Origin of the sequence: Stenotrophomonas sp. PA-6-5C, assembly GCF_021605635.1 — a bacterium.
GTDB lineage: Bacteria > Pseudomonadota > Gammaproteobacteria > Xanthomonadales > Xanthomonadaceae > Stenotrophomonas > Stenotrophomonas lactitubi.
In genome coordinates, this window is the sequence record NZ_WKEE01000071.1 from 1 (window position 1) to 23,541 (window position 23,541).

Genomic DNA, 23,541 nt, shown 5'->3' on the forward strand with positions numbered 1-23,541 from the left:
GGATGTGCATCAGCAGGGCTTGGGCAGGGAGGGGCCGCAGAGGGGCGGTTCGGCACGCGCCGGCACCGTATTACAGGAACATTGCGTGAACATGGCGTGCCTCCGCATCTGCCGGAAGGCCATGGCGGGAGGCGATGAAGCCGACGGACGGCGCAAGGTTCACGCAATACAGGCGCTCCAGCCTTGGCGCCCGTTCGCTGTTCCCATCCCCTGGAGTCACCATGAAGTTGTTCGTTCCGCTGCTGTTCCTCGCCACGCTCACCGGTTGTACCACCGCCAAGATGACCGTCACCCCCGACGGCCGCCGTGGCGTTTCCATCGACTGCAGCGGCTCCAGTTCCTGGAGCGGTTGCTACGAGAAGGCCGGGCAGATGTGCCCGGGCGGCTACGTCGTCTTCAGCAAGGACGGCGATGATGGCAATGCCATCGCGGTGGGCAACAAGAACGGGTTCACCTCCACGCAGATGGCCACCCGCTCGATGCTGGTGTCCTGCTCGGGCTGATGCAGGCCAGGGAGGTGCCCATTCCACCTCCCTGAGGCGTTGCTCAGTAGCGCTGGCCTAGAAGCTGTAACCGGCCTGCACATATACCCGGCGCGGCTCACCCGGGAAATGGCCGTTGCGTTCGATGAAACCGCTGGCCGCATACACCTTGTCGAACAGGTTCTTGACGTTGGCCTGGAACTGCCACTGCTTCCACGTGGTTTTCCAGCTCATATCGAACACCACGTACGGCTTCACCCGTTGGCCATCCAGGCTGATGCGCTCATCCACGTAGTCGGCACCAAAGCCAATGGCCGAGTTGATCGCCGGCAGGTCGTAGCGCGTCCACAGCCCCAGCTTGTTGCGCGGTGCATTGGCGAAGCGGTTACCGGAGGCGTTGGTGATGCCATTGGGACCTGCGTCCTTCACCCGCGCATCGTTGTAGGCGTAGGTGAGGTTCAGCACCCAGCGCTCGGTCACGTCGGCCAACAGATCCATCTCCATGCCGGTGCTGCGCACCAGGCCCAGCGCCGCCTGCTGGTTCACCCCATTGATGACCTCGCCGGTGGCCTGCACGATGTTGCTGCGGTCAATGCGGTAGGCCGCCAGGTTCAGGGTCACGCGCTCGGCCAGCAGCGATTTCATGCCCACCTCCCATTGCCTGCTGCGCTCCGCATCGAACGGGCCGCCCGCCGCGGAATTCTGGTTTGCGGCTGACTGCGGCACGAAGCCGCTGGCCACGCTGGCATACAGATTCAGACCAACGCGCACGGTGAACGTACTACCCAGGCGCCAGCTGATGTCGTTGCCATCCACGCTGCTGCCGGCAAGGCGGTCATCGTCCTTGAAACCGTCCCAGCGCAGCCCGGCCAGCACGTGCCAGCGTGGGGTCAAGGCAAGCTCGTCCTGCAGGTAGCCGCCATAGCGCCTGCTGCGTGTGCTGGTGCTGCGCCAGGGCAGGGCAGACAGGTTGTAGTCGTGCCAGGTGCTGGTGCCGTACACCGGATTGAACAGATCGATACCGCGCACCGGGCCGGCGCCGCGGGCGAGGTCGGCGCTGTTGGCGGTCTGCGCGGTGAAATCCGCATCCAGCTGGTACACGTCCGCGCCGAACAGCACCTTGTGTTCGATCGCACCGGTGCTTATCCGCCACACCGCATTGGCGTTGGCGGTGAACGCCTCGTTGTCGCGTATCTGGTTGCGCAGCTGGCGCGTCATCCATTCGGCCACGCCATCACGGTCGCGGTCGATCAGGCCCATCGGCTCGTGGTACATCTGGTGTTCGTTGTTGCTGAACCAGCGTGCGGCAACGTCCACGTCCAGGTTGTCGCGCGGCGCGAAGCGGTACTGCGCCAGCGCCACCTTGGCACGCATGTCCAGGAAGTCGCTGTCCTCGTTGTGGTTCCAGCGGCGGTCGGTCAGGAAATTGCCGTTGTCGTCGACCGGTACACCGCGCAGGCGGTTGCCGCCGAGGTTCTGGGTGATGTCGGTGAACTGCAGCGTCAGCTCGCCGGTGTCGCCCACGTTGAACGCCAGCGAGGCATCGCCGATCACGCTTTCACTGTCGGTGTTCCAGCGCACGCCCTGTTCGCTGTCGCCATACAGGCCGGCGCGGTAGCGCACCGTGCCGGTGGCATTCAACGGACCGGTACCTTCGATCGAACCAGCGCGGAAATCGCGGTTCCCGACCTGCAGTTCGATGCGGCGTTCGGCAGTGGCCTTCGGCTTGCGGGTCACATAGTTGATGACGCCGCCAGCGTCGCCACCCCCGTACAGCGCGCCGGCCGGCCCCTTCAACACCTCCACCCGCTCGATGTTGAACAACTGCGGCACCGAGAAGCCTGCATAGGGATCGCCGCGCAGGCCGTCATACAGCACGTTCTCCTGACGGAAACCACGCAGTGTCACCCCGGCATAGCTGAAGTAGCTGATGCCGCTGATGCTGCGATAAAGATCGGTCACCTGGCGCGCGGCCTGGTCGTCGATCAGCTCGCGCGGCAGCACCTGGATGGACTGCGGCACCAGTTCCAGCGGCGTATCGGTACGGGTGCCGACCGCGGCATCATCTACCCGGTACAGTGTCTGAGCGCGGCCACGCACCTCCACCTTGTCCAGCTCCTGCACGCCATTGGGCGGGGCGTCCGCGGCGTAGCTTGGGCCAGCAAAGATCAGGGTCGTCGTGAGGCACAGAATGCTCTGGCGGGGCAGCAGGTAGGGCATGGGCGTTGTTGGCGTGGCTGCAAATGAGAAAGATTAGCATTTGCGGTGGACGCATACCCATCCCCCGATTGCGCTATGGACGCGCCGACGGATCCGTATACGGCGTACCGGCCAATGCCACCAGGGTCCCTGTCGCGCCGCGCACGATCAGCGGCACCATCGCCTGCCGCGGATCGCCGCCGCAGGACAGCACGCGCAGCCCCTGTTCGTAGGCGGTCACCATCGACGCCATCAGCATCGACGCGGCCAGTCGCGCGTCGGCGTCCCCGACGGGGCGTCCCGCAGACTCAGCCATCAACTGTGCCAGGTCATCGGTCAGCAGCGCTTGCAGCTGCCGCGCATGGGCTACCAGTACCGTGCTCTGGGCCACGGTTCTCCAGAAGGATGCTGCGCCGGCATTGATCCGCAGCAACGGATGGCTGGTATCCAGCAGCTCCCGCACCAGCGCCTGGAAGGCGGCCAGTGGCGTCATGGACGCGCGCGCGCGCATACCCTCGCGCAGCAGCTGCCGCGCTTCCTCATCGCGGTCGAACACCAGCTGTTCCTTGCTGGCGAAGTAGTTGAATACCGTCTTGCGCGACACCCCGGCGGCGTCGGCGATCTCGCTCATCGACACCGCCTCGAAGCCGCGCTCGATGATCAGCCGGGTGGCGACGTCGGAAATCGCCTGTCGGGTCTCGGCTTTACGTTGTTCACGGCGGCCGGGCGGCGGGGGCATGGGCGGTTCACTTGTGGAAACGTACACCGAGTGTAACATTGTCGCCGCCAGAGCGCCGACCCGGTGCTCACGAGGATTTCCAATGCGGTACGACGTCGTCATTGCCGGGGCTGGCCCGGTTGGGCTGTTCCTGGCCTGCGAACTGGGCCAGGCGGGATGCTCGGTGCTGGTGCTGGAGCAGGCGGCCTCGCCGGAGTCGCCGTTGAAGCGCCTGCCGTTCGGGCTGCGCGGCTTGAATGCCCCCACGCTGGAGGCGCTGGACAGACGCGGTCTGCTGGACGCCGTGGCCGCCGGCCAGGTGCTGAAACCGGAGAAAGGCCCGCCGCCGCCGGGCACCGCGCATTGGCTGTCGCAGCCGCGCCGGTTGGCTGGGCACTTCGCGGGTATTCCGTTTGCACTCGACAACGTCGATAGCGGCCGCTGGCCCTGGCGCCTGCCCAGCCCGGTCGGCGTGCAGATGGCGGTGGAACTGCAGTCGCTGGAGGCCGTGCTGGCCGAGCGTGCGCAGGCGCTGGGCGTGGTGATACTGCGTGGTGCGGGCGTGCAGGAAGTGCAGTTGGGTGCCGACGAGGTCCAGGTCGAGGCGGGCGGGCAATCCTTCCGCGGGCGCTGGCTGGTCGGTTGCGATGGTGGCCGCAGTACCGTGCGCAAACAGGGTGGCTTTACCTTTGCCGGTACCGATCCGGAGTTCACCGGCCACTCGCTCAGCGTCGAGCTGGAAGATCCGACGGTGCTCAGCCCGGGGCGTCACACTACCGCCCAGGGCATGTGCAACTTCAATCCGCCGGGCACGATCGCCCTGGCCGATTTCGACGGTGGCGCCGGCCATCGCCAGCCGCTCGACCGCGATACGGCACAGGCACTGCTGCGGCGTATCTCCGGCCGTGAAGCAACGATCACTACACTGCAGCTGGCCACCACCTGGACCGATGGCGCACGGCAGGCCATCGCCTATCGTCGTGGCCGGGTGCTGTTGGCAGGTGATGCCGCGCATGTGCATTCGCCGCTGGGCGGGCAGGGGTTGAACCTGGGCCTGGGGGATGCGATGAACCTTGGCTGGAAGCTCGCCGCCGTCATCCGCGGCGAGGCAGCCGATGCGTTGTTGGACACCTATCAGGTCGAACGCCACCCTATCGGCGCCCGAGTGCTGGAATGGTCGCGCGCGCAGGTCGCGTTGATGCGCCCAGGTGCGGGCTCACGTGCATTGGCTGCGATCGTGGCCGATCTGGCAGAAACGCGTGATGGCGCCACGTATCTCGCCGACCGCGTATGGGGTGTGGGCCAACAGCTGGAGCTGGGTCAGGCCCATCCGCTGGTGGGCCGCAGCACGCCGGATTTCCTGCTGGTCGATGGTCGCCGCATGGGTGAACTGCTGCGCGCAGGGCAGGCGGTGCTGTTGGTGTTCGATGCCACGGGCTCGTTGTGCGAGGCGGTTGATGTCGAACGATCCCGCATCCTGTCCATCGCGCAGCCGGCTGTCGATTCGCTGGGCCTGTCCGCGCTGCTGGTTCGTCCAGATGGCATTGTCGCCTGGGCCAGTGATGGCGCCGATGCGGCAGGACTGGCGCAGGCCCTACGGGAATGGATGGGCCCGGTTGGCAGGGAGGCGATTGCCTGAGTTCCGCCGCAGCCCGCACAAGGCTGCGCCGCCCCCTTTCAGAGGTCCTTCTTCTTCCCGCTCAGGTCCAGCGGCTGGTCACTGCCTTTGCGTTCGCTCGACCAGACCTCAACGCTCTTGCTGCAGCGGCTTTCGCGGGCGGCAACCTCGGGCGGCAGGTCCTTCACATGCGGCGACTCCTGGCAGGCGGCATGCATGGCCGAATCGTCATAGGTGGCACAAGCGCTGATCGACGCGAGGACAAGGGCGCAGAGGGCGGAGCGGAACAGGGGCTGCAGGAGGCGCATGGGGGGTCTCGGGAACGGGACGGTCTGGCCATCGAATTCAATCCGTGACCCGGCACACGCGCAATCCGACTGGCAGCACTTGTTATTGAATAACAACTATGACATTGCTCAGGGGCTGACCACTGCCGATCAGGCAATGCAGATCAGGAACACCGTCGACAGCGCAAGCATCAACACGAACACCCGCCGACTCAAGGCCAGGCAGGTCAGGCAGGCCGCCAACGCCCAGGCCGCCAGCAGCACACATCCCAGCAACCACAGTCCGGCCGTCATCATCGAGCCGGCCGCTGCGGCGGACAGCGCAAAGGCCTTGAACAGCGCCACGCCCAGCACGCTGCCCAGGGCGCCGGCCCGCAGGGCAATTGCATCGTGGCAGGTGGGGGAAATCTGGCGGTGCATGAGGGTTGTGTCGCGCTTGGGGAGCTGGCGTGCGCAACTCTGCAGCAAAGCGGATCTACGCCGCGTGTTCGTCAACCTGCAGTGTGGTTACCGCACGCGAAACGCGGTCGCATCAGTCGAACTCGCCGTCCGCCGCTTCCAGGCGACGACGGTATTCGGCCCGGTGCTTGTACAGCCGCTGGCACTCCTCCGACCGATGGATGCGGCTGCCAGGCTCGTTCGCCACGGAGTCGCACATCTTGGCGATGTGGTTGTTCCCGGCCAGCTCCATCACGAAGAACACCGCCGTGATGCCAGCGCCCAGCAGCACCACATACAGCAGGCGGCTGAGCCAGCGTGAGCGCTTGCGTTCGACGTGTTGTTGCAGCGTCAGGTCGAAGCGGATGATGCTCAGCACGATCCAGACCACGCTGACGAGGAAGCACAGCGTGGGCAGCAGCCCGCGCCAGAGCCCAGCCTCGTAGACCGACTCGCTGTAGTGCACCGCCGCGCCGGCACCGGCGATGGCGATGGCCAACGCCCAGTTGCGGCCCAGCGAAAGCAGGTCATCGAGCAGCTTCTCGCGCCTATGGGGAGTGACTGCCACGTAGCATCCTTGAGCATGGTCCTCGGCCGCCGGTTGCGGCCGATCTGCGCAGATGGTGCGGCATCACCGGCGCGATGAGAAGCGGGTGAGTGCTGCGATCGGATCGTCGCCATCGCTGCGGCGACGGCAGACGACCCATCGGGGTTCAGCGGCTGCCGGCGACAGCGGCCTTGCGGTTCTTCTCCAGCATCACCGACACGCACCACAACAGCAGGCCGCCGACCGCAGTCGCCGCACCTACATAACCGGTGGTGGCCGGGCTGAAGCCGGCGCTGATCGCCATGCCGCCCAGCCATGGGCCGAGTGCATTGGCGGTGTTGAACGCCGCATGGTTGGAGGCGGCGGCCAGGGTCTGCGCTTCGCCAGCCACATCCATCAGGCGGGTCTGCAGCACCGCAGCCAGGGCGCCCATCGTGCCCACGGTGATGATCATCGGGCCGATGGTCCACACCGACTCGGCGGCCAGCGGGTACAGCAACAGCATCACGATCGACCACAGCAGCACCACGGCAGCGGCCTTGAAGTGGAACTTGTCGACCAGCCAGCCGCCGGCGATGTTGCCGATGATCGCGCCGATGCCGAACACGCCCACCGCCAGCGGCATCCACGATTCGGCCACGCCGGTCACTTGCACCAGGGTCGGTGCCAGGTAGGTGAACACGCAGAACATGCCGGCAAAGCCCACCGCGCCGATCGACAGCGCCAGCCATACCTGGGTGGTGTTGAACGCGCGCAGCTCGCGCATCGGCGAGGTCCGCACCTCATCCGGGTCGGGCAGCAGGAAGCGCGCGATCATCGCCACCGTGGCGATGGCCAGCACGCTGACCAGGGCGAAGGCGGTACGCCAGCTCAACTGCTGGCCCAGCCAGGTGGTCAGCGGATTGCCGATCAGGATCGCCACCGACAGGCCGAGCAGTACGCGCGACATCGCTTGCCCGCGCTGGCCGGCCGGGCTGATTGCGGCCGCCACCAACATCGCCACGCCGAAGTAGGCGCCATGCGGCAGGCCAGCGACGAAGCGGGCGACCAGCATCGTGCCGTAGTTCGGTGCCAATGCGCTGGCCAGATTGCCGACGGCATAGAAGCCCATCAGCGCCAGCAGCAGCTTGCGGCGCGGGAAGCTGGCGCCGACGAAGGCCAGGATCGGTGCACCCACCACCACGCCGATGGCATAAGCGCTGATCAGGTGGCCGACCTGTGTTTCGCTGATCGACAGGCCGCGGCTGATCTCCAGCATCAGGCCCATGCTGGCGAATTCACTGGTGCCGATGGCGAAGCCGCCCAACGACAGGGCGAGGATGATCAGGGTGCGCTGGCGCGGCGTCAGCCGAGCGGCCAGAGGGGAATTGGGGCTCATGCGGGGGCGCAAAGGGGCGGGGAAGCGCCACATTGTACTGCTGCACCGCAGCAGGCATCAGCGCCCGTTGCCAAGAATCAGCGTTTGGCAAACCGCAACGCCCGCTTTCCAGGTCCGTTCAGGCCGGGGAACGCATGTTTCTCCAGATCAGCTGGGCCATTGCAGGTACGTACCCGCTGTTCCCATGCTGGTGTCCAGCAGGTGGAGGCTTGATCATCGCCCAGCGTGATTGCTGGGCGTTGACCTGGCACAGACCGCTGGCTAACGTGAGACGGCCTACAGCCTGCTGGCGCGTGCCCTTTGAGCCCTTTGAGCTACACCATCCGCAGTGAAACGCCAGACGACATCGTCGGCATACACGCGCTGACCTGCGCCGCCTTCGCCATGGCGAGACACAGCAGCCACACCGAACACCACATCGTCGATGCATTGCGCGAGCGTGGCGAGTTGAGCATCTCGCTGGTGGCAGAGGATGCCGGCCGACTCGTCGGTCATGTCGCGATTTCCCCGGTCAGCGTGCAGGACGGCAGCCAGGGCTGGTTCGGGCTCGGGCCGATTTCGGTGCTGCCGGAACAGCAGGGACGGGGCGTGGGCACGGCATTGATGCAGGCCGCGATCGAGGCGATGCGCGTGCAGGGTGCGCGGGGCTGCGTGCTGTTGGGCGAGCCAGGCTATTACGGGCGTTTTGGTTTTCGCGCCGTGCCGGATCTGGTGCTGCCGGGTGTGCCGGCGGAGTATTTCCAGGTCCTGTGCCTGCAGCCACCAATGGCGCAGGGCGAGGTGGATTACTCGCCGGCGTTCGACGCGGTTGGTTGATCGGGGAACGGTCGGCGCTCCGAACGCCGGTCAGTCTTGATGGCGCAGGTGGATGAGGGGATATGGACGACCCTGCGAATCCACCGGCGAGCGGCCGGTTTCTGCGAAACCCATGCGCCGATAGAAGCCCTCGGCCTGTGCATTCTGCGCGTTGGCGTCGGTGGTCAGTTGCGGATGCAGGGCCAGCGCATGCTGCAGCAACTGGCGGCCGATGCCGGTTCCGCGCACGTCGGGATCGATGAACAACGCTTCCATGTGTGAGCCGTCGATCAGCATGAAACCCTGCGGCCGGTCCTGGTCGTCGACTGCCACGATCAGCGGGGCCTGTGGCAGGAAGCCGGCAACTTCGGCGTCGATGGCCTGGCGGTCTTCGGCACTGAGGAAGTCATGGGTGGCGTCGACGGCCCGGCGCCAGAGGTCGACGAGAGCGTCGCCATCAGTGGCGCGGGAAGGGCGCAGGGTGGTCATGGGCATGTCCAAGGTGCTTCGCGAGTGCACACAAGTATAGCTGCCGCGAATGGAGGGAAAACGCCATTTCGAGGCGGCCTGCGAGGCGCGGTCGACGTGGTCGCGGAGGCCTGCGCTACACTGCGGTCGCGCTGAACTGTTCGAAATCGAGAACCGCCATGACCGACACCCTGGGCGTGCCCGTGCACGACGCCGACGAGCACTGGATGCGTCACGCGCTGGCATTGGCCGAACGCGCACAGCGTGAGTTCGACGAGATCCCGGTCGGTGCGGTGCTGGTGGGTGCTGACGGTCAGCTGCTGGGCGAGGGCTGGAACCTCAACATTGCCTCGCACGATCCCAGCGCGCATGCCGAGATCGTGGCCATGCGCGAGGGCGGGCGGATGCTGGCCAATCACCGCCTGATCGGCAGCACGCTGTATGTCACCCTGGAGCCGTGCGCGATGTGCGCGATGGCGATCGTGCATGCACGCGTGGCGCGCCTGGTCTACGGTGCCAGCGATCCCAAGACAGGTGCCTGTGGCAGCGTGTTCGATCTGGTCGGTGATGCCCGCCACAACCACCGGGTCGAGGTCCATGCCGGCGTGCTGGCCAAGGAGGCGAGCAACCGCCTGACCAACTATTTCCGGGCCAAGCGTGGCAAGCCGCCGCTGCTGCTGGAGGACCACGCTGGCGAGGGCTGAGTGGCGAAAGGGTATGATGGCCGCCACTTTCCTTTACCGGCGGGCCTCGTGCCTGCCCAGCAACGAGGCGACACGATGGCAGAGAACGGCGCGGCCAACGAGCGACTGATCTGGATCGACCTGGAAATGACCGGGTTGGATACCGACAACGATTCGATCATCGAGATCGCCACCGTGGTCACCGATGCCCAGCTCAACGTGCTGGCCGAGGGCCCAGAGTTCGCCATCCACCATCCGCTGGAAACACTGGAAGCGATGGACGAGTGGAACCGCAACCAGCATCGTCGTTCGGGCCTGTGGCAGCGTGTCATCGACAGCACCACGACGCTCGGCCAGGCCGAAGCACAGACCGTCGCCTTCCTGGCGCAGTGGATTCCGGCCGGCGTGTCGCCGATGTCGGGCAATTCCATCTGCCAGGACCGCCGCTTCCTGCACCGGCAGATGCCGCGGCTGGAAAAGTACTTCCACTACCGAAACCTGGACGTGTCCACGGTGAAGGAACTGGCCAAGCGCTGGGCGCCGACCGTGGCCGCTGGCGTAGGCAAGAACAGCAACCACACCGCGCTGAGCGACGTGCACGATTCGATCAACGAACTGCGCCACTACCGCCAGTTCATGGGCGCACTGTCGGGCCTGCCTACCCTTTGATGGGTAGTGCCGGCCGCTGGCCGGCAACCGCCTGATGCTCACCGGCGGCACAGGGTTGCGGGCCAGCGGCCGGCACTACGCTCCGTTCAACTCCACGGCGCTAAGATCGGCCGTATGAACAAGCCCATCCTGCTGCCCCGTGATATCGCCCACGACGCCGGCGACTGGTCTGACCTGCAGCGGGCGGTTGCCTTGCTCGAGGCACCCACGATCACCGCACGCATGGCCAACCTGGTCGGGACGCCGCTGGAGTTCGCGGTGAAGGCGCTTCCCACCTCGGTATCCAACCGCATCCACGGTGCGGTGCAGGCGGCGTTGTCAAAATCGGTGCAGGCCGCGCTGTGGAGCATGGACAACACCCCGGGCAAGGGCGCCTCGACACTCTGGCACAAGCTGGCGGCAGCGACATCCGGTGCGGTCGGTGGTGCGTTCGGCTTCGCCGCGCTGTTCATCGAGCTGCCGGTGTCGACCACGATCATGATGCGTGCGGTGGCCGATGTCGCCCGCAGCGAAGGCTTCGATCTATCGCAGTTCAGTACCCGCCAGGCCTGCCTGGAGGTGTTCGCACTGGGCGGCAATTCGCCGCGCGACGATGCCAGCGAGACCGGCTACTACCTGGCCCGTGGCTTCACCACCGATGTGATGCGCCACCTGTCGGCCGAACTGGCCGGGCGCGTGGTGACAGGACGCGACCTGACCCTGGGCGTGGCGCCGAAGGAAGCCGGCAAGCTGCTGGCCAAGCTGGTGGAAAAGGTCGCCGCGCGCTTCGGTGTGGTGATCACCGAGAAGTTTGCCGCGCAGGCAGTGCCGATCGTCGGTGCGGCAGCCGGCGCGACGCTCAATACCATGTTCACCGACTACTACCAGGACATGGCCCGCGGCCATTTCATCGTGCGCCGGCTGGAGCTGAAATACGGCGAAGAAGTCGTGCGCACCTGCTATGACCGCATCGCGCACGGCGGGGCGTTGATCGAGCCGACGTTGTAATCCACACCATGCGTGGATGCGGCATCGTTGCCTCGACGGCACAACTGTTTTGCACGAACGCGCCTGTTGCGCGCGCAACGCCATCCCCATCCTTGCCGGCAATCCCCCGCAAGAGAATGCCGCCATGTTGTTCACCCCCCACCGCCTGGGCGCGCTGACGCTGCCCAACCGCATCGTGATGCCGCCGATGACCCGCTCGCGTGCGGCTGCCGGCAATGTCGCCACCGCAGAGATGGCCGAGTACTACGCCCAGCGTGCCGGTGCCGGCCTGATCGTCAGCGAAGGCACCCAGATCAGCCCGCAGGGCCAGGGCTATGCCTGGACCCCTGGCATCCACAGCGAAGCGCAGGTGCAGGGCTGGCGCAGGGTTACCGATGCCGTGCACGCGGCCGGTGGTCGCATCTACGCCCAGCTCTGGCATGTGGGCCGGGTGTCCCATGTCGCCCTGCAGCCAGAGGGTGCGGCACCGGTCTCTTCCTCGGCGCTGCTGGCCGAAGGGGTGAAGGTCTTCGTTGACCCGACCGGCGCTGGACCGGAATCCGGCGTGGGCGAGATGATCCAGCACTCGATGCCGCGTGCGCTGGGCGAAGAGGAGATCCCGGGCATCGTAGCTGACTATGCGCAGGCCACCCGCAATGCACTGGCCGCTGGCTTTGACGGCGTTGAGCTGCATGGTGCCAACGGTTATCTGATCAACCAGTTCATCGACTCGCAGGCCAACCAGCGCACCGATGCCTACGGCGGGGCGCTGCAGAATCGCCTGCGCTTCCTGCGCGAGGTGGTGCAGGCGGTGGTCGATGTTGCTGGCGGCGAGCGTGTCGGCGTGCGTCTGGCGCCCTTGACCACGCTGCAGGGGGCGGTGGACGACACCCCGCAGGCGACCTATCTGGCTGCCGCGCACCTGCTGGGCGAGCTGGGTGTGGGCTACCTGCACATCGCCGAGGCCGACTGGGAGGATGCGCCGTTGATGCCGGTGGCGTTCAAGCAGGCACTGCGGATGATCTATCCGGGCACGCTGATCTACGCCGGCAAGTACACCGCCGAGCGTGCCGGGCAGGCGCTGGCGGAAGGCTGGGCCGACCTGATCGGTTTCGGCCGGCCGTTCATCGCCAACCCGGATCTGCCCGAGCGCCTGCGCGTGGGCGCGGAGCTGAATCTTCCCGATCGCGCGACGTACTTCGGTGGTGGCGCGGTCGGGTTCACCGACTATCCGGTGCTGGAGGAGGCCGTGGAGGCCTGATGCCGCGTCCGCCGGGCATGGCCCGGCGGGCGGAGGGGTCAGGGCTTGTCGCGCACCAGTGCGTCGGCCTCGACCACGCCGCCATCCTTGCCATGCAGGTACAGGTGCATGTCCTGCTGCGGATACGGGATGTTGATGCCGGCCTTGTCGTAGCCCAGCTTGATCTGCTCCAGCAGGGTGACCTTGGTGCCGAAGTGATCGGCCGATTTCACGTAGCAGCGGATGCCCAGATTGATCGCGTGCGCACCCAGCTCGTACACCACCACGTCCGGTGCGGGTGTCTGCAGCACGCGCGGGTCGGCCTTCATCAGCGCCAATGCGGTATCGCGGGCCAGCTGGATGTTGTCTTCATAGCCGATGCCCACCACCAGTTCAACGCGGCGGGTGGGCTCTGCCGTAAGGTTGATGATCGGTGCGGCGGTGATCAGCGTGTTCGGAATGGTGGTGTGCTGGTTGTCGGCACCGGTGATCACGGTCTGGAAAATTCGTACTTCGCGCACCGTGCCGGTCTGCCCGGCGATGGTCACCACGTCGCCCACGCGGAACGGACGCAGGGTCACCAGCATCACGCCCGAGGCGATGTTCGACAGCGAATCCTTCAGTGCCAGGCCAACGGCCAGGCCGGCGGTGCCGAGCACGGCCAGCAGCGGGGTGATCTGTACGCCCAGCGTGCCGATGGCCAGGATCACTACGATCACCAGCGAGGCCGCATAGACCACGTTGCGCAGGAAGCTGCCCAGCATCGGGTCCACACCCATGCGCGCGGTCGCGCGTGGCATCGCATTGGACAGGCGGCGCGCCACCCACATGCCGACCAGCAGCACGACGATGGCGGCCAGCAACGGCACGCCGTAGGTTTCCAGCAGGCGTTCCCAGTCGAGCGAATGGAACCAGGACGTCGTGGCGGGCGAGGGTGGGGCAGTGGCGATCATGCGGACTCCTTTGCAACGGGAACATGTACGACAGGAACATGGCGTGCGCGGACGCCAGAAACAGCAAGCCCCGCGAAGGCGGGGCTTGCGTGCAGCTTCAGTATGGGCCGACGTCGATGAAAGCGACGTCAGCCATCAGGCGTCAACAGCTCAACCCTTGGCCTTCAACTTGGCCAGGCGCAGCCAGGTATCGACCACGGTGTCCGGGTTCAGCGACACCGACTCGATGCCTTCCTGCATCAGCCACTCGGCCAGATCCGGATGATCGGACGGGCCCTGGCCGCAGATGCCGACATACTTGCCCTTGGCACGTGCCGACTTGATCGCCATCGACAGCAACTTCTTTACCGCCGGGTTACGTTCGTCGAACAGGTGCGCGACGATCGACGAGTCGCGATCCAGGCCCAGGGTCAGCTGGGTCAGGTCGTTGGAGCCGATCGAGAAGCCGTCGAAGATCTCCAGGAACTCATCGGCGAGCAGTGCGTTGGACGGCACTTCGCACATCATGATGATCTTCAGGCCGTTCTCGCCCTGCTTCAGGCCATTCTGTTCGAGCACCTCGACGACCTTGCGGCCTTCTTCCAGGGTGCGCACGAACGGGATCATGACCCACAGGTTGTCCAGGCCCATCTCGTTGCGCACGCGCAGTACGGCCTTGCACTCCAGTGCGAAGGCAGCCGAGAAGCTCGGGTCGACGTAACGGCTGGCGCCGCGGAAGCCGATCATCGGGTTCTCTTCGTGCGGCTCGTAGCCGCTGCCGCCGATCAGGTTGGCGTACTCGTTGGACTTGAAGTCCGACAGGCGCACGATCACCGGGTTCGGCGCGACCGAGGCAGTGAGGGTGGCGATGCCTTCGGCCAGACGGTCCACGTAGAAGCCGACCGGATCGGAATAACCGGCGATCTTCTCGTCGATCTTCTTCTTCGTCGCGGCGTCCTGGCGGTCGTATTCCAGCAGCGCGTTGGGGTGGATGCCGATGTGGCTGGCGATGATCATTTCCAGGCGAGCCAGGCCGATGCCGGCGTTCGGCAGCTGGCCGAAGTCGAAGGCACGTTCCGGGTTGGCCACGTTCATCATGATCTTCAACGGTGCCGGCGGCATGTTGCCCAGATCGGTGGTGGTGCGCTCGAAACCGAGCTTGCCTTCGTAGATGAAGCCGGTATCACCTTCAGCGCAGCTGACGGTGACCAGCTGGCCATCTTCGATGACCCTCGTCGCGTTGCCCGAACCAACCACAGCCGGCACGCCCAGCTCGCGGGCGATGATCGCGGCGTGGCAGGTACGGCCACCGCGGTTGGTGACGATCGCCGATGCGCGCTTCATCACCGGCTCCCAATCGGGATCGGTCATGTCGGCGATCAGCACGTCGCCCGGCTGCACGCGGTTCATGTCTTCCAGCGTCTTCACCACACGGGCCACGCCGGCACCGATCTTGGCGCCGACGGCGCGGCCTTCGGCGAGAACGTTGCCGCCCTTTTCGGTCAGCGCGAAACGCTCGATCTGGGTGGCATGGCTGCGCGACTTCACGGTTTCCGGGCGCGCCTGCACGATGAACAGCTTGCCGCTGACACCGTCCTTGGCCCACTCGATGTCCATCGGGCGGCCGTAGTGCTTTTCGATGGTCAGCGCCTGGCGCGACAGTTCGGCCACGTCTTCATCGTTGATCGAGAAGGTGGTGCGCAGTTCGGCCGGGGTGTCCTCGATCCTGACGCGCTCGCCGGGGACATCCGAATACACCATGCGGATCGCCTTGCTGCCGAGCGAACGGCGCAGGATCGCCGGCTTGCCGGCCTGCAGGGTGGGCTTGTAGACGTAGAACTCGTCGGGGTTGACCGCGCCCTGCACGACCATTTCGCCCAGACCGAACGAGGAGGTGACGAACACCACGTCGCGGAAGCCGGATTCGGTGTCCAGGGTGAACAGCACGCCGGACGAACCTACGCCCGAACGCACCATCAGCTGCACGCCCGCCGACAGGAACACGTCTTCGTGCTTGAAACCGTGGTGCACGCGGTAGGCGATGGCACGGTCGTTGTACAGCGAGGCGAATACTTCCTTGACCTTGTGCACGACATCGTCGGCACCGGTGACGTTGAGGAAGGTTTCCTGCTGACCGGCGAAGGAGGCATCGGGCAGATCTTCGGCGGTGGCCGAAGAACGCACGGCTACGGCCACATCGCCGCCACCGTTGTCGGCGCTCAGCTTGGCGTAGGCGCTGCGGATGTCCTGGTCCAGCTGCGGCTGCAGCGGCGCATCGATCACCCAGCTCCGGATTTCCTTGCCGGCCGCCGTCAGCGCGGTGACGTCCTCGACGTCCAGCGTGGCCAGCTTGTCGAAGATGCGCTTGGACAGGTCGTTATGTGCGATGAAGTCCTTGAAGGCTTCAGACGTGGTCGCATAACCTCCAGGAACGGAGACGCCCAGACCGGCCAGGTTGCCGATCATCTCGCCCAGCGAGGAATTCTTGCCGCCTACGCGGGCCAGGTCGGCCAGACGCAGTTCGTGCAACCACAGGATGTTCTCGTTCAAGCGCGATGCTCCGTTTGGCCATCGCCCGAGGCGGGCTTGGATGGCCGCGTCCGTAGGAAGAAGCCGATATGATGCCGGGCAGACCACCGTCGGCACAAGCTTGTGTTGACGGCCCTTTTAGGCTTCGTAGGGGGTAAATGCGCGCATGTCGACCATCCGTCCGGTGTTCTACGTTTCCGATGGAACCGGTATCACCGCTGAAACCATTGGGCATAGCCTGCTGACCCAGTTCTCCGGGTTCAGCTTCATTACCGACCGGATGTCATTTGTCGATGACCCCGAAAAAGCCCGGGAAGCGTGTGCCCGGATCCAGGCGGCGGGGGAGCGGTACCAGGTCCGGCCGATCGTGGTGAACTCCTGCGTGGACCAGAGCCTGAGCGTGATCCTGTCCGAAAGCGGGGCGCTGATGCTGGATGTGTTCGCCCCGTTCATCGAGCCGTTGGAGCGCGAACTGTCCAGTTCCCGGCTGAACCGGGTCGGCCAGGCTCACGGCATGGTCGACTTCGACACCTACCACCGGCGCATCAACGCGATGAACTTCGCGCTGACCCATGACGATGGCATCGCGGTGAATTATGACGACGCCGACGTGATCCTGGTGGCGGTGTCGCGGGCCGGCAAGACGCCCACCTGCATCTACCTGGCCCTGCATTACGGGGTGCGCGCGGCCAACTACCCGTTGACCGACGAGGATCTGGAGAGCGACCGCCTGCCGCCACGGCTGCGCAACTACCGGCGCAAGCTGTTCGGCCTGACCATCGACCCGGACCGCCTGCAGCAGATCCGCCAGGAGCGCCGGCCCAATTCGCGCTACGCCAACCTGGACACCTGCAAACGCGAGGTCGCTGCGGCGGAGGTCATGTTCCAGATGGAACGCATCCCGACCCTCAGCACCACCCACACCTCGATCGAGGAGATCTCCAGCAAGGTGCTCGGCACGCTGGGGCTGCAGCGCGAGCTGTACTGATCTTTTCCCTCGCGCCGCGCTGCCGGCCAGCGGCCGGCACTACCAATGGACGCTTCAACTGCGCCCTGTAGAGCCGAGCCCACGCTCGGCTGGGCCACCGGGTTCTGGCCGAAGAGCAGCCGAGCATGGGCTCGGCTCTACAGGGTGATCGCCGTTGGCGGCTTGGCTGCGGGTTGAACCGTCCCCACGTTGAAGCACCAACGTGTAGGATCAGCCCATGGCCCGAGCATTGCCCCGTACCGAGCGCATTCCCCGCCTGAGCCGGCTGAGCTGGCTGATGGGGCTGTATGCAGAGAACTACCGCCACCTGGTGCGCCTGTTCGCTCCGGCCGAACTGGTGGCGGGAAGCTACGTCTCTTCGGTAGGTGATGGCCTGGACGTGCGTCTGGATGTGATCGAGTGCCACCGCTACACGGTGGAACTGCGCCTGACCTACGACCTGGCCGACCCGGTGACCGGTGAACCGGACCCATCAGCCTTCGTCCGCCTGTACCGCGACGCGCGCCAAGCCGAGACCACCCACTGCTACGTCGGCCGCCGCTGGCAGGACACGATGGGCCTGTACCCGCCGCCGGCCGAGCTGATCAGCCATCGCATGCGGATGAACACCTTCCTCGGCAAATGGCTGGAATACCTGGCCGAACGCGGCCATGGCGTGGCCACCCTGCGCCGTGACCCGGACGGCAACGCTGCGGGTGGGGGCGAACGTCGCCTGTCGCTGGTGCGTTGATCGGCCATAATCCACGGCTGACCCGCCGCCGGACCCGTACATGCCCTATACCCCGATCGTCGCTACCCTGGGCTATGTGCTCTCGCCCGATCGTCGCCAGGTGCTGATGATCCATCGCAATACCCGGCCCGGCGACCACCACCTTGGCAAGTACAACGGCCTGGGCGGCAAGGTCGAACCGACCGAGGACGTGGCCGCCGGCATGCGCCGTGAGATCGCCGAGGAAGCCGGCATCGACTGCACGGCCATGCGCCTGCGCGGCACCATCAGCTGGCCGGGTTTCGGCAAGCATGGCGAGGACTGGTTCGGTTTCGTGTTCGTCATCGACAGCTTCGAGGGCGCCCCGCACGGCGGCAACCACGAAGGCACCCTGGAGTGGGTGGACGTGGACAAGCTCGACCAGCTGCCGATGTGGGAGGGTGACCGCAACTTCCTGCCGCTGGTGTTCGATGCCGATCCGCGCCCGTTCCACGGGGTGATGCCTTACCGGGATGGACGCATGCAGAGCTGGTCCTTCAGCCGGCTGTGAGGCATTCCGGAGGCCGCTGCGCTCGCCGGGCATGGCCCGGCGCTACCCATCCGGCGCAGCCTCGGTAGCGCCGGGCCATGCCCGGCGGGGAGAGCTTCAGCGCCGCTGCGCCAGCAGCAGGTGGAAGTGCTTTTCCCGCTGCTGGCCGTCATTGCCGGCTGTGCATTCGCGATGCGAGCGCCATGCCGTTACGCTGAAGCCGGACACCCGCAGCGCCAGCTCCACGGCATCCAGATCATGCAGTTCGAAGTCGGCGGCGAAGGGCAGGCTGCGCATGAATCCAGCATCGCCAAAGGCCAGGCATAGCCGGCCGCCGCGATGCAGCACCCGCGCCAGTTCATCCAGCACGGGGGCCAGGTTCGGCCAGAAGTACAGGGTGTTGACCGCCACCGCAGCATCCACGCAGGCATCCGCCAAGGGCAGGGCATGGGCATCGCCCTCGCGCAGTACGGCACGCCCGGCCAGGCCGCTGGCGGCAAGATGCCGGTTGCCGGCGTCGACCATGGCACGGGACAGCTCGACGCCCACGTAGCGACTGCCGCTGGCCTGCAGCAACAGCGGCGCGAAGGCGGCGTTGCCTGGGCCGATCTCCAGCACCTGCTCTCCGGGAGCGACCGCCAGCAACGCGATTGCTGCCTGGTTGAGGGCGCCGTTGCTGCGGTTCATCGATTCGCCCACGGCCAGCGCGGCCTCGCCATGAGGCTGCCGCAACTGCGCGGCCAGGGTGCGTGCATCCAGCATCAACATCGTCCGTCGGTAAGAAGTCGGACGTGGCGGCGGCGGGTCCGCCGCAGACCATAGCGCCAGCCGATCGGCTTGGGAAGTAGGGAAACCCCGGCTTGAGGTGATGAGGAAATGTCCAACGTCGCAGTCGGTGAGAGCCAGTTGTCCACAGGGGGTGTGGATTACGCGTGGGCAACTTTGTGGATAAGCACTGGCAGGCGCCACCCCCCTAGGCTGTCAAGATGGGTGGCGAAAAATTCACCGCCGGTGAGGATCGGTGAGTGACGGGTGAAGGACAGGGGCAGCCCACGCTGTTGCCGGTGGCGGCGCTCGCGGTACCCTGTGGGCCTTGATGCCCCGTGAGACTTCATGAAACGTCACTTCTCGATGCTGCGCGAGTTCCATCTGGCGGACTGGTTCACCCTCGCCAACGCTTTCTGCGGCACCGGCGCGGTGTTTGCCGCGATGCGTTTCCTGCAGGATGGCGAGCGCGGCTATCTGCTGTTCGGCATGGCGCTGATCCCGCTGGCTTTCATTTTCGATGCACTGGACGGCCGCATCGCGCGCTGGCGCAAGTCCAGTTCGACCCTGGGCCGGGAGCTCGACTCGCTGTCGGACGTGATTTCCTTCGGTGTCGCACCCGCAGCGCTGGCCTATGCCTGTGGCATGCAGGGCGGCTGGGACTGGCTGGTGCTCAGCTACTTCGTCTGCTGCGGCGTCAGCCGCCTGGCCCGTTACAACGTGACCGCCGAAGCGATGAGCGGTGACGAAGGCAAGGTGAAGTACTTCGAGGGAACACCGATCCCCACCAGCCTGGCGCTGGTGATCGTGCTGGCGATTGCCGCCGGCACCGATGCCATCGGCCACGACCTGTGGCTGGGCCAGTGGCAGATCGGCCCTTGGCAGCTGCATCCGTTGGTGTTGCTGTTCGCGCTGTCCGGGTCGCTGATGATCAGCAAGACCCTGCGCATTCCCAAGCCATGACCCAGCCCAGCGGAGAAGCGCGATGACCAGCTCGGCCCACGACGCCGGCAGCAGTGATTTCGAGAACCTGGCCCGGCAGTACTTCGGTGCCTGGGGCGATGCCCTGCGCCACGCGACTGTGTCGGGAGCCCCCGCTGGCGACGACCCGGGCAGTTGGAAGCACCTGTTCGACTGGTGGGGTCAACTGCTGCCCGAGACCGGGGCGGCAGCGCCGGAAGAGGCGGTGCGTCGGTTCCGCGAACAGGCTGGCAGCTGGTACGGCACCATGCAGGAAGTGGCTGCACGCTTTGCTGGCCGCGATGCCAGCAGTGCCGAGGTTGCCCAGGCCTGGCGTGAAGCGGTGAAGGGTCAGGGCGACGGCATGCTGCAGTGGATGCTGCAGGGCGCCCGTGGCAGCACCCATGCCGGCGCTGCTGCGCCCGAGTTCACGGCGTGGTTCCAGCAGTTGCAGACGCTGGCCGGCCCCTGGCTGCAGAGCCCGGCGTTCGGGCCCGGCCGCGAGCATCAGGCGCGGTGGCAGGCCCTGCTGCGTGCGCAGGAGGAATACCAGCATCACTCGCAGGCCTATGTCGAGCAGATCAAGCAGGCACTGGAAGAGGCGTTCGACCTGTTCGAGCAGCGCCTGGCCCAGCATGAGCAGCCCGGGAGCCAGCTGACCAGCGCACGGGCGATGTTCGACCTGTGGATCGAAGTGGCCGAGGAGGCCTACGCCAAGGTCGCCATGTCTGCACCCTTCCAGCAGATCTACGCGGCGCTGGGCAATGCGCAGATGCGCCTGCGCGCGGGGCTGCAACGCGAGGTGGAACAGATGAGTGAACGTATCGGCCTGCCGACCCGCACCGAGATGGATGCCGCCCACCGTCGCATCGCCGAGCTCGAGCGCAATCTGCGCCGGCTGCAGGCACAGGTGGCGGTGCTTGCCGGTACCGATGCGGTCGATCCGGTGGCCCAGCCGGCGCCTGCCAGGGTGAAGCCCGTCGCGCGCAAGCCTGCGGCGAAGAAGGCACCAGCGAAGAAGGCTGCCGCGAAGAAAGTGCCAGCAAAGAAGGCGCCAGCGAAAAAGGCCACCTCCCGCACGACCACGCGGAAGTCGTAAGCCATGAAAGGACCGCTGGGCTTCAATGCTGATGACCTGATGCAGGAGACCCTGGCCATGCAGCGAAAGCTGATGGAAGGGTTGAAGCTGTTGCCGCAGGTGGAGGATGTCGACTATGGCGCCACCGCCCGCGAGGAAGTCTGGCGCGATGGCAAGGTGGTGCTGTATCGCTTCGTCGGCGAGAACGCTCCGGTCCGTCGCCCGCCGCTGCTGATCGTGTACGCGCTGGTCAACCGCCCGTACATGGTGGACCTGCAGGCCGATCGCTCCCTTGTGCAGAAACTGCTGGCGCTGGGCCAGGACGTGTACGTGCTGGATTGGGGCTATCCGGATCGTTCCGAGCGTTACCAGACACTTGAGGATTACCTGCTGCGCTACATCGATGGCGCGGTGGATGCGCTGCGCACGCGCAGCGGTGGCCCGGTCGACATGCTCGGCATCTGCCAGGGCGGCGTGTTCGCGCTGTGCTACGCCGCATTGCGCCGGCAGAAGCTGGGCAATCTGATCACCATGGTCACCCCGGTCGATTTCCAGACCGCCGACAATATGCTGTCGCACTGGGCGCAGCAGGTGGACGTGGATCTGCTGGTGGACACGCTGGGCAACATCCCGGCCGATCTGATGAATGCCAGCTACCTGATGCTCAAGCCGTTCCGCCTGAACGTGCAGAAGTACGTGGGCCTGCTCGACATCCTCGATGACAAGGCGGCGCTGGAAGACTTCCTGCGCATGGAAAAGTGGATCTTCGACTCGCCCGATCTGGCGGGCGAGGCCTTCCGCGAGTTCATCAAGCAGTTCTACCAGGGCAACGGACTGGTCAACGGCACGGTGAAGATCGGCGAAGAGGCGGTGGATCTGTCGCAAGTGACGCTGCCGGTGCTGAACATCTATGCCGAGCAGGATCACCTGGTGCCACCGGATGCATCACGTGCGATGCGTGGGCGATTGGGCACGCAGGACTACACCGAGTCCAGTTTCCGCGGTGGGCATATTGGTATCTACGTCTCCGGCCGCGCGCAGCGCGAAGTGCCGGCGACCATCGACAACTGGCTGAAGGAACGCACGCCGTGAAGCATTTCCCCTTGGTCGCGCTTGCGCTGGCTCTGGCGCCGGGCCTTGCCGACGCAGCGCCCAGCACCGATGCGCGCCGCGAGATCACACAGTTGATCGGCAGCCTGGATGGCTCCCAGTGCCAGTTCCAGCGCAATGGCAGCTGGTACGGGCCCGCCGATGCGCGTTCGCACCTGCAGCGCAAATACGACTACCTGCTGAAGAAGGACATGGTCGATACCGCCGAGCAGTTCATCGAGCGTGCGGCGAGCCAGAGCAGCATGAGTGGCAAGGCGTACCGGATCCGCTGCCCCGGCCAGCCCGAACAGACCTCGGCGGCGTGGTTCGGCGCGCGCCTGCAGGCATTGCGCCAACGCACGCCGTAGACACGGCAGGCGCTACAGTGGCCGCAGCCAGTCAGCCGGGAGACCTCGCCATGAACGCTGTGCCGCGCACCCTGTCGCGCTCGCTGAACGACCGCATGATCGCCGGAGTGATGGGTGGCATCGCCCATCGTTTCGGCTGGAACCCGACCCTGGTACGGGTGCTGTACGTGGTGATCTCGCTGGCGTCGGCCGCGTTCCCGGGCATCCTGATCTACCTGTTGCTGTGGTTGCTGATCCCCAACGAGGCCGATTGAACGCCGCGTCCCGGCCCTGGCCGATCTGGCTGCGCGCGCTGCAGGTACTGGGCGCGCTGTGGACCGTGCCCAATACCCTGATCGGCCTGCTTGGCGGTCTGGCCGGGTTGCTGGGTGGTGCAAAGATGCGTTGGAGTGGTCGAGATTGCGCGGTGGTTTTCGACCATTGGCCGTGGGGCCCGGGCGGAGCGATCACCCTGGGCAACGTGATCCTGCACACCGGGCATGATCTGGGCATGTGCTGCCGTACCTATGCGCATCAGGCGGGGTGGGGCGTGGAGCCGTTGATCCGGCTGGATGACCACGAGCGTGCGCACGTGTACCAGTACCTGGTGCTGGGGCCGCTGTACCTGCCGGTGTATCTGCTGTGTGGGGGCGTCAGCGCGCGCAATCCGTTCGAGCGCGCGGCTGATCATTACGCGCGGTTCGGGCACGGCTGGTGGCCGTAGTTTCCAGCCAACGGCGCAGCCCCTCGTGGGTGGTCGCGAAATGCGGTTCATGTGATTGGGCCGGGCAGGTGGGTTGCGCAGGGGCCGCTGCAAGTACGTCCCTGTAAGCTCGGTCGCCGCATCCATGCGGCTCACGCCCCTGCGCAATCCACCTGCCCGGCCCCTGACAGTTTCCGTGTGCGTCCACCCCACGGAAAAGAAAAAGAACAGCAGAAGCGGGTCGCGCGCTGCGCTTGCTCGTGTAGAGCCGAGCCTGCGCTCGGCTTCGCGGAATGGCCTGAAAGCAGCCGAGCGTGGGCTCGGCTCTACAAGAAGCGGCCAGCCAGGTCGCTTTTGCTTTTGATCTTTTTTTTCTTCTCCGTGGCTGGACGCGCACGGAAACTGTCAGGGGTCGGGTGGGATG

Annotated in this window: 26 protein-coding genes; 16 read left to right on the forward strand and 10 right to left on the reverse strand. The window is 65.9% G+C overall.

The genetic code is table 11. The features are described from left to right. Positions 1-221: 221 nt before the first annotated feature. Complete coding sequence (locus GIW57_RS21410) at positions 222-503, forward strand: hypothetical protein (protein ID WP_100460368.1); 282 nt, start codon at positions 222-224, stop codon at positions 501-503. Positions 504-560: 57 nt separating this feature from the next. On the opposite strand, the gene GIW57_RS21415 is transcribed toward GIW57_RS21410, so the two are convergent. Together GIW57_RS21415 and GIW57_RS21420 are read right to left on the reverse strand one after the other, a co-directional pair. Next, on the reverse strand, positions 561-2,702 hold the full coding sequence (locus GIW57_RS21415; protein WP_236512761.1) for a TonB-dependent receptor: 2,142 nt from the start codon (positions 2,700-2,702) through the stop codon (positions 561-563). 73 nt (positions 2,703-2,775) lie between these two features. Further along, positions 2,776-3,420 carry a TetR/AcrR family transcriptional regulator gene (locus tag GIW57_RS21420; protein WP_236512763.1) on the reverse strand — a complete coding sequence of 215 codons (645 nt, stop codon included), beginning with the start codon at positions 3,418-3,420 and terminating at the stop codon, positions 2,776-2,778. 82 nt (positions 3,421-3,502) lie between these two features. Between GIW57_RS21420 and GIW57_RS21425 the strand changes: the two genes are divergently transcribed. After that, positions 3,503-5,038 carry an FAD-dependent monooxygenase gene (locus GIW57_RS21425; protein ID WP_236512765.1) on the forward strand — a complete coding sequence of 512 codons (1,536 nt, stop codon included), beginning with the start codon at positions 3,503-3,505 and terminating at the stop codon, positions 5,036-5,038. 38 nt (positions 5,039-5,076) lie between these two features. On the opposite strand, the gene GIW57_RS21430 is transcribed toward GIW57_RS21425, so the two are convergent. From GIW57_RS21430 to GIW57_RS21445, 4 genes are all read right to left on the reverse strand, one after another. Next, complete coding sequence (locus tag GIW57_RS21430; RefSeq protein ID WP_100460364.1) at positions 5,077-5,325, reverse strand: hypothetical protein; 249 nt, start codon at positions 5,323-5,325, stop codon at positions 5,077-5,079. A gap of 129 nt (positions 5,326-5,454) precedes the next feature. Then, on the reverse strand, positions 5,455-5,724 hold the full coding sequence (locus tag GIW57_RS21435) for a hypothetical protein (protein ID WP_100460363.1): 270 nt from the start codon (positions 5,722-5,724) through the stop codon (positions 5,455-5,457). A gap of 112 nt (positions 5,725-5,836) precedes the next feature. Further along, the gene (locus tag GIW57_RS21440; protein WP_236512768.1) at positions 5,837-6,310 is read right to left on the reverse strand and encodes a hypothetical protein; all 474 of its coding nucleotides are present in this window, start codon (positions 6,308-6,310) and stop codon (positions 5,837-5,839) included. A gap of 145 nt (positions 6,311-6,455) precedes the next feature. Further along, positions 6,456-7,667, reverse strand: a complete 1,212-nt coding sequence (locus GIW57_RS21445; protein WP_100460361.1) for an MFS transporter — start codon at positions 7,665-7,667, stop codon at positions 6,456-6,458. A 309-nt stretch (positions 7,668-7,976) separates the two neighbouring features. On the opposite strand from GIW57_RS21445, the gene GIW57_RS21450 reads away from it, so the two are divergent. Further along, positions 7,977-8,483 (forward strand): N-acetyltransferase, encoded by a 507-nt coding sequence (locus tag GIW57_RS21450; protein WP_236512769.1) that lies wholly within the window; start codon positions 7,977-7,979, stop codon positions 8,481-8,483. Positions 8,484-8,513: 30 nt separating this feature from the next. Here the strand turns inward: GIW57_RS21450 and GIW57_RS21455 are convergent, their stop codons facing one another. Further along, on the reverse strand, positions 8,514-8,951 hold the full coding sequence (locus GIW57_RS21455) for an acetyltransferase (protein ID WP_236512772.1): 438 nt from the start codon (positions 8,949-8,951) through the stop codon (positions 8,514-8,516). Between the two features lie 158 nt (positions 8,952-9,109). Here GIW57_RS21455 and tadA point away from each other — a divergent pair, with 158 nt between their 5' ends. From tadA to GIW57_RS21475, 4 genes are all read left to right on the forward strand, one after another. Further along, a complete protein-coding gene (gene tadA / locus GIW57_RS21460) occupies positions 9,110-9,634 on the forward strand; it encodes a tRNA adenosine(34) deaminase TadA (RefSeq protein WP_108266414.1) in 525 nt (174 codons plus the stop codon). Between the two features lie 75 nt (positions 9,635-9,709). Then, positions 9,710-10,282 (forward strand): oligoribonuclease, encoded by a 573-nt coding sequence (gene orn, locus GIW57_RS21465; protein WP_236512774.1) that lies wholly within the window; start codon positions 9,710-9,712, stop codon positions 10,280-10,282. A 114-nt stretch (positions 10,283-10,396) separates the two neighbouring features. After that, on the forward strand, positions 10,397-11,269 hold the full coding sequence (locus tag GIW57_RS21470; RefSeq protein WP_236512776.1) for an EcsC family protein: 873 nt from the start codon (positions 10,397-10,399) through the stop codon (positions 11,267-11,269). Positions 11,270-11,393: 124 nt separating this feature from the next. Then, on the forward strand, positions 11,394-12,509 hold the full coding sequence (locus GIW57_RS21475) for an alkene reductase (protein WP_236512778.1): 1,116 nt from the start codon (positions 11,394-11,396) through the stop codon (positions 12,507-12,509). Between the two features lie 38 nt (positions 12,510-12,547). On the opposite strand, the gene GIW57_RS21480 is transcribed toward GIW57_RS21475, so the two are convergent. Continuing rightward, on the reverse strand, positions 12,548-13,441 hold the full coding sequence (locus tag GIW57_RS21480; protein WP_236512780.1) for a mechanosensitive ion channel domain-containing protein: 894 nt from the start codon (positions 13,439-13,441) through the stop codon (positions 12,548-12,550). Positions 13,442-13,591: 150 nt separating this feature from the next. After that, on the reverse strand, positions 13,592-15,970 hold the full coding sequence (gene ppsA / locus GIW57_RS21485; RefSeq protein ID WP_100460355.1) for a phosphoenolpyruvate synthase: 2,379 nt from the start codon (positions 15,968-15,970) through the stop codon (positions 13,592-13,594). Positions 15,971-16,115: 145 nt separating this feature from the next. On the opposite strand from ppsA, the gene GIW57_RS21490 reads away from it, so the two are divergent. From GIW57_RS21490 to GIW57_RS21500, 3 genes are all read left to right on the forward strand, one after another. Beyond that, on the forward strand, positions 16,116-16,937 hold the full coding sequence (locus GIW57_RS21490) for a pyruvate, water dikinase regulatory protein (RefSeq protein ID WP_089236004.1): 822 nt from the start codon (positions 16,116-16,118) through the stop codon (positions 16,935-16,937). 217 nt (positions 16,938-17,154) lie between these two features. Continuing rightward, positions 17,155-17,667: a DUF1249 domain-containing protein gene (locus tag GIW57_RS21495; protein ID WP_100460354.1), complete on the forward strand. Its 513-nt coding sequence runs from the start codon at positions 17,155-17,157 to the stop codon at positions 17,665-17,667. 40 nt (positions 17,668-17,707) lie between these two features. Further along, positions 17,708-18,196 carry an 8-oxo-dGTP diphosphatase gene (locus tag GIW57_RS21500; RefSeq protein WP_093819148.1) on the forward strand — a complete coding sequence of 163 codons (489 nt, stop codon included), beginning with the start codon at positions 17,708-17,710 and terminating at the stop codon, positions 18,194-18,196. A gap of 96 nt (positions 18,197-18,292) precedes the next feature. Here GIW57_RS21500 and GIW57_RS21505 read toward each other — a convergent pair whose 3' ends face one another. Further along, complete coding sequence (locus GIW57_RS21505) at positions 18,293-18,943, reverse strand: class I SAM-dependent methyltransferase (protein ID WP_100460352.1); 651 nt, start codon at positions 18,941-18,943, stop codon at positions 18,293-18,295. A gap of 345 nt (positions 18,944-19,288) precedes the next feature. Here GIW57_RS21505 and GIW57_RS21510 point away from each other — a divergent pair, with 345 nt between their 5' ends. Genes GIW57_RS21510 through GIW57_RS21535 form a run of 6 tightly spaced genes read left to right on the forward strand, consistent with a single transcriptional unit; the run spans position 19,289 to position 23,138 of the window. Then, the gene (locus tag GIW57_RS21510) at positions 19,289-19,903 is read left to right on the forward strand and encodes a phosphatidylcholine/phosphatidylserine synthase (protein ID WP_025879258.1); all 615 of its coding nucleotides are present in this window, start codon (positions 19,289-19,291) and stop codon (positions 19,901-19,903) included. 22 nt (positions 19,904-19,925) lie between these two features. Continuing rightward, a complete protein-coding gene (phaE, locus tag GIW57_RS21515) occupies positions 19,926-20,999 on the forward strand; it encodes a class III poly(R)-hydroxyalkanoic acid synthase subunit PhaE (RefSeq protein WP_236512782.1) in 1,074 nt (357 codons plus the stop codon). A gap of 3 nt (positions 21,000-21,002) precedes the next feature. Further along, positions 21,003-22,070 carry a class III poly(R)-hydroxyalkanoic acid synthase subunit PhaC gene (locus GIW57_RS21520; RefSeq protein ID WP_236512784.1) on the forward strand — a complete coding sequence of 356 codons (1,068 nt, stop codon included), beginning with the start codon at positions 21,003-21,005 and terminating at the stop codon, positions 22,068-22,070. Continuing rightward, complete coding sequence (locus GIW57_RS21525) at positions 22,067-22,435, forward strand: YfeK family protein (RefSeq protein WP_236512786.1); 369 nt, start codon at positions 22,067-22,069, stop codon at positions 22,433-22,435. Before GIW57_RS21520 ends, GIW57_RS21525 begins: the two co-directional genes overlap by 4 nt. Positions 22,436-22,485: 50 nt before the next feature. Beyond that, entirely contained in the window at positions 22,486-22,689 is a 204-nt protein-coding gene (locus GIW57_RS21530; RefSeq protein WP_089235996.1) for a PspC domain-containing protein, read from the forward strand. After that, on the forward strand, positions 22,686-23,138 hold the full coding sequence (locus GIW57_RS21535; RefSeq protein ID WP_049467519.1) for a hypothetical protein: 453 nt from the start codon (positions 22,686-22,688) through the stop codon (positions 23,136-23,138). The genes GIW57_RS21530 and GIW57_RS21535 overlap by 4 nt, the downstream gene beginning before the upstream one ends. Positions 23,139-23,541: the final 403 nt, after the last annotated feature.

Bases quoted from the DNA above. Each gene is read 5' to 3' on its own strand.
- GIW57_RS21505 (WP_100460352.1), bottom strand. From the start codon at position 18,943: ATGTTGATGCTGGATGCACGCACCCTGGCCGCGCAGTTGCGGCAGCCT.
- GIW57_RS21425 (WP_236512765.1), top strand. From the start codon at position 3,503: ATGCGGTACGACGTCGTCATTGCCGGGGCTGGCCCGGTTGGGCTGTTC.
- GIW57_RS21445 (WP_100460361.1), bottom strand. From the start codon at position 7,667: ATGAGCCCCAATTCCCCTCTGGCCGCTCGGCTGACGCCGCGCCAGCGC.
- GIW57_RS21420 (WP_236512763.1), bottom strand. From the start codon at position 3,420: ATGCCCCCGCCGCCCGGCCGCCGTGAACAACGTAAAGCCGAGACCCGA.
- GIW57_RS21520 (WP_236512784.1), top strand. From the start codon at position 21,003: ATGAAAGGACCGCTGGGCTTCAATGCTGATGACCTGATGCAGGAGACC.
- GIW57_RS21510 (WP_025879258.1), top strand. From the start codon at position 19,289: ATGAAACGTCACTTCTCGATGCTGCGCGAGTTCCATCTGGCGGACTGG.
- GIW57_RS21500 (WP_093819148.1), top strand. From the start codon at position 17,708: ATGCCCTATACCCCGATCGTCGCTACCCTGGGCTATGTGCTCTCGCCC.
- GIW57_RS21530 (WP_089235996.1), top strand. From the start codon at position 22,486: ATGAACGCTGTGCCGCGCACCCTGTCGCGCTCGCTGAACGACCGCATG.
- GIW57_RS21495 (WP_100460354.1), top strand. From the start codon at position 17,155: ATGGCCCGAGCATTGCCCCGTACCGAGCGCATTCCCCGCCTGAGCCGG.
- GIW57_RS21430 (WP_100460364.1), bottom strand. From the start codon at position 5,325: ATGCGCCTCCTGCAGCCCCTGTTCCGCTCCGCCCTCTGCGCCCTTGTC.
- GIW57_RS21435 (WP_100460363.1), bottom strand. From the start codon at position 5,724: ATGCACCGCCAGATTTCCCCCACCTGCCACGATGCAATTGCCCTGCGG.
- GIW57_RS21490 (WP_089236004.1), top strand. From the start codon at position 16,116: ATGTCGACCATCCGTCCGGTGTTCTACGTTTCCGATGGAACCGGTATC.
- tadA (WP_108266414.1), top strand. From the start codon at position 9,110: ATGACCGACACCCTGGGCGTGCCCGTGCACGACGCCGACGAGCACTGG.
- GIW57_RS21475 (WP_236512778.1), top strand. From the start codon at position 11,394: ATGTTGTTCACCCCCCACCGCCTGGGCGCGCTGACGCTGCCCAACCGC.
- GIW57_RS21455 (WP_236512772.1), bottom strand. From the start codon at position 8,951: ATGACCACCCTGCGCCCTTCCCGCGCCACTGATGGCGACGCTCTCGTC.
- GIW57_RS21480 (WP_236512780.1), bottom strand. From the start codon at position 13,441: ATGATCGCCACTGCCCCACCCTCGCCCGCCACGACGTCCTGGTTCCAT.
- phaE (WP_236512782.1), top strand. From the start codon at position 19,926: ATGACCAGCTCGGCCCACGACGCCGGCAGCAGTGATTTCGAGAACCTG.
- GIW57_RS21470 (WP_236512776.1), top strand. From the start codon at position 10,397: ATGAACAAGCCCATCCTGCTGCCCCGTGATATCGCCCACGACGCCGGC.
- GIW57_RS21415 (WP_236512761.1), bottom strand. From the start codon at position 2,702: ATGCCCTACCTGCTGCCCCGCCAGAGCATTCTGTGCCTCACGACGACC.
- GIW57_RS21410 (WP_100460368.1), top strand. From the start codon at position 222: ATGAAGTTGTTCGTTCCGCTGCTGTTCCTCGCCACGCTCACCGGTTGT.
- orn (WP_236512774.1), top strand. From the start codon at position 9,710: ATGGCAGAGAACGGCGCGGCCAACGAGCGACTGATCTGGATCGACCTG.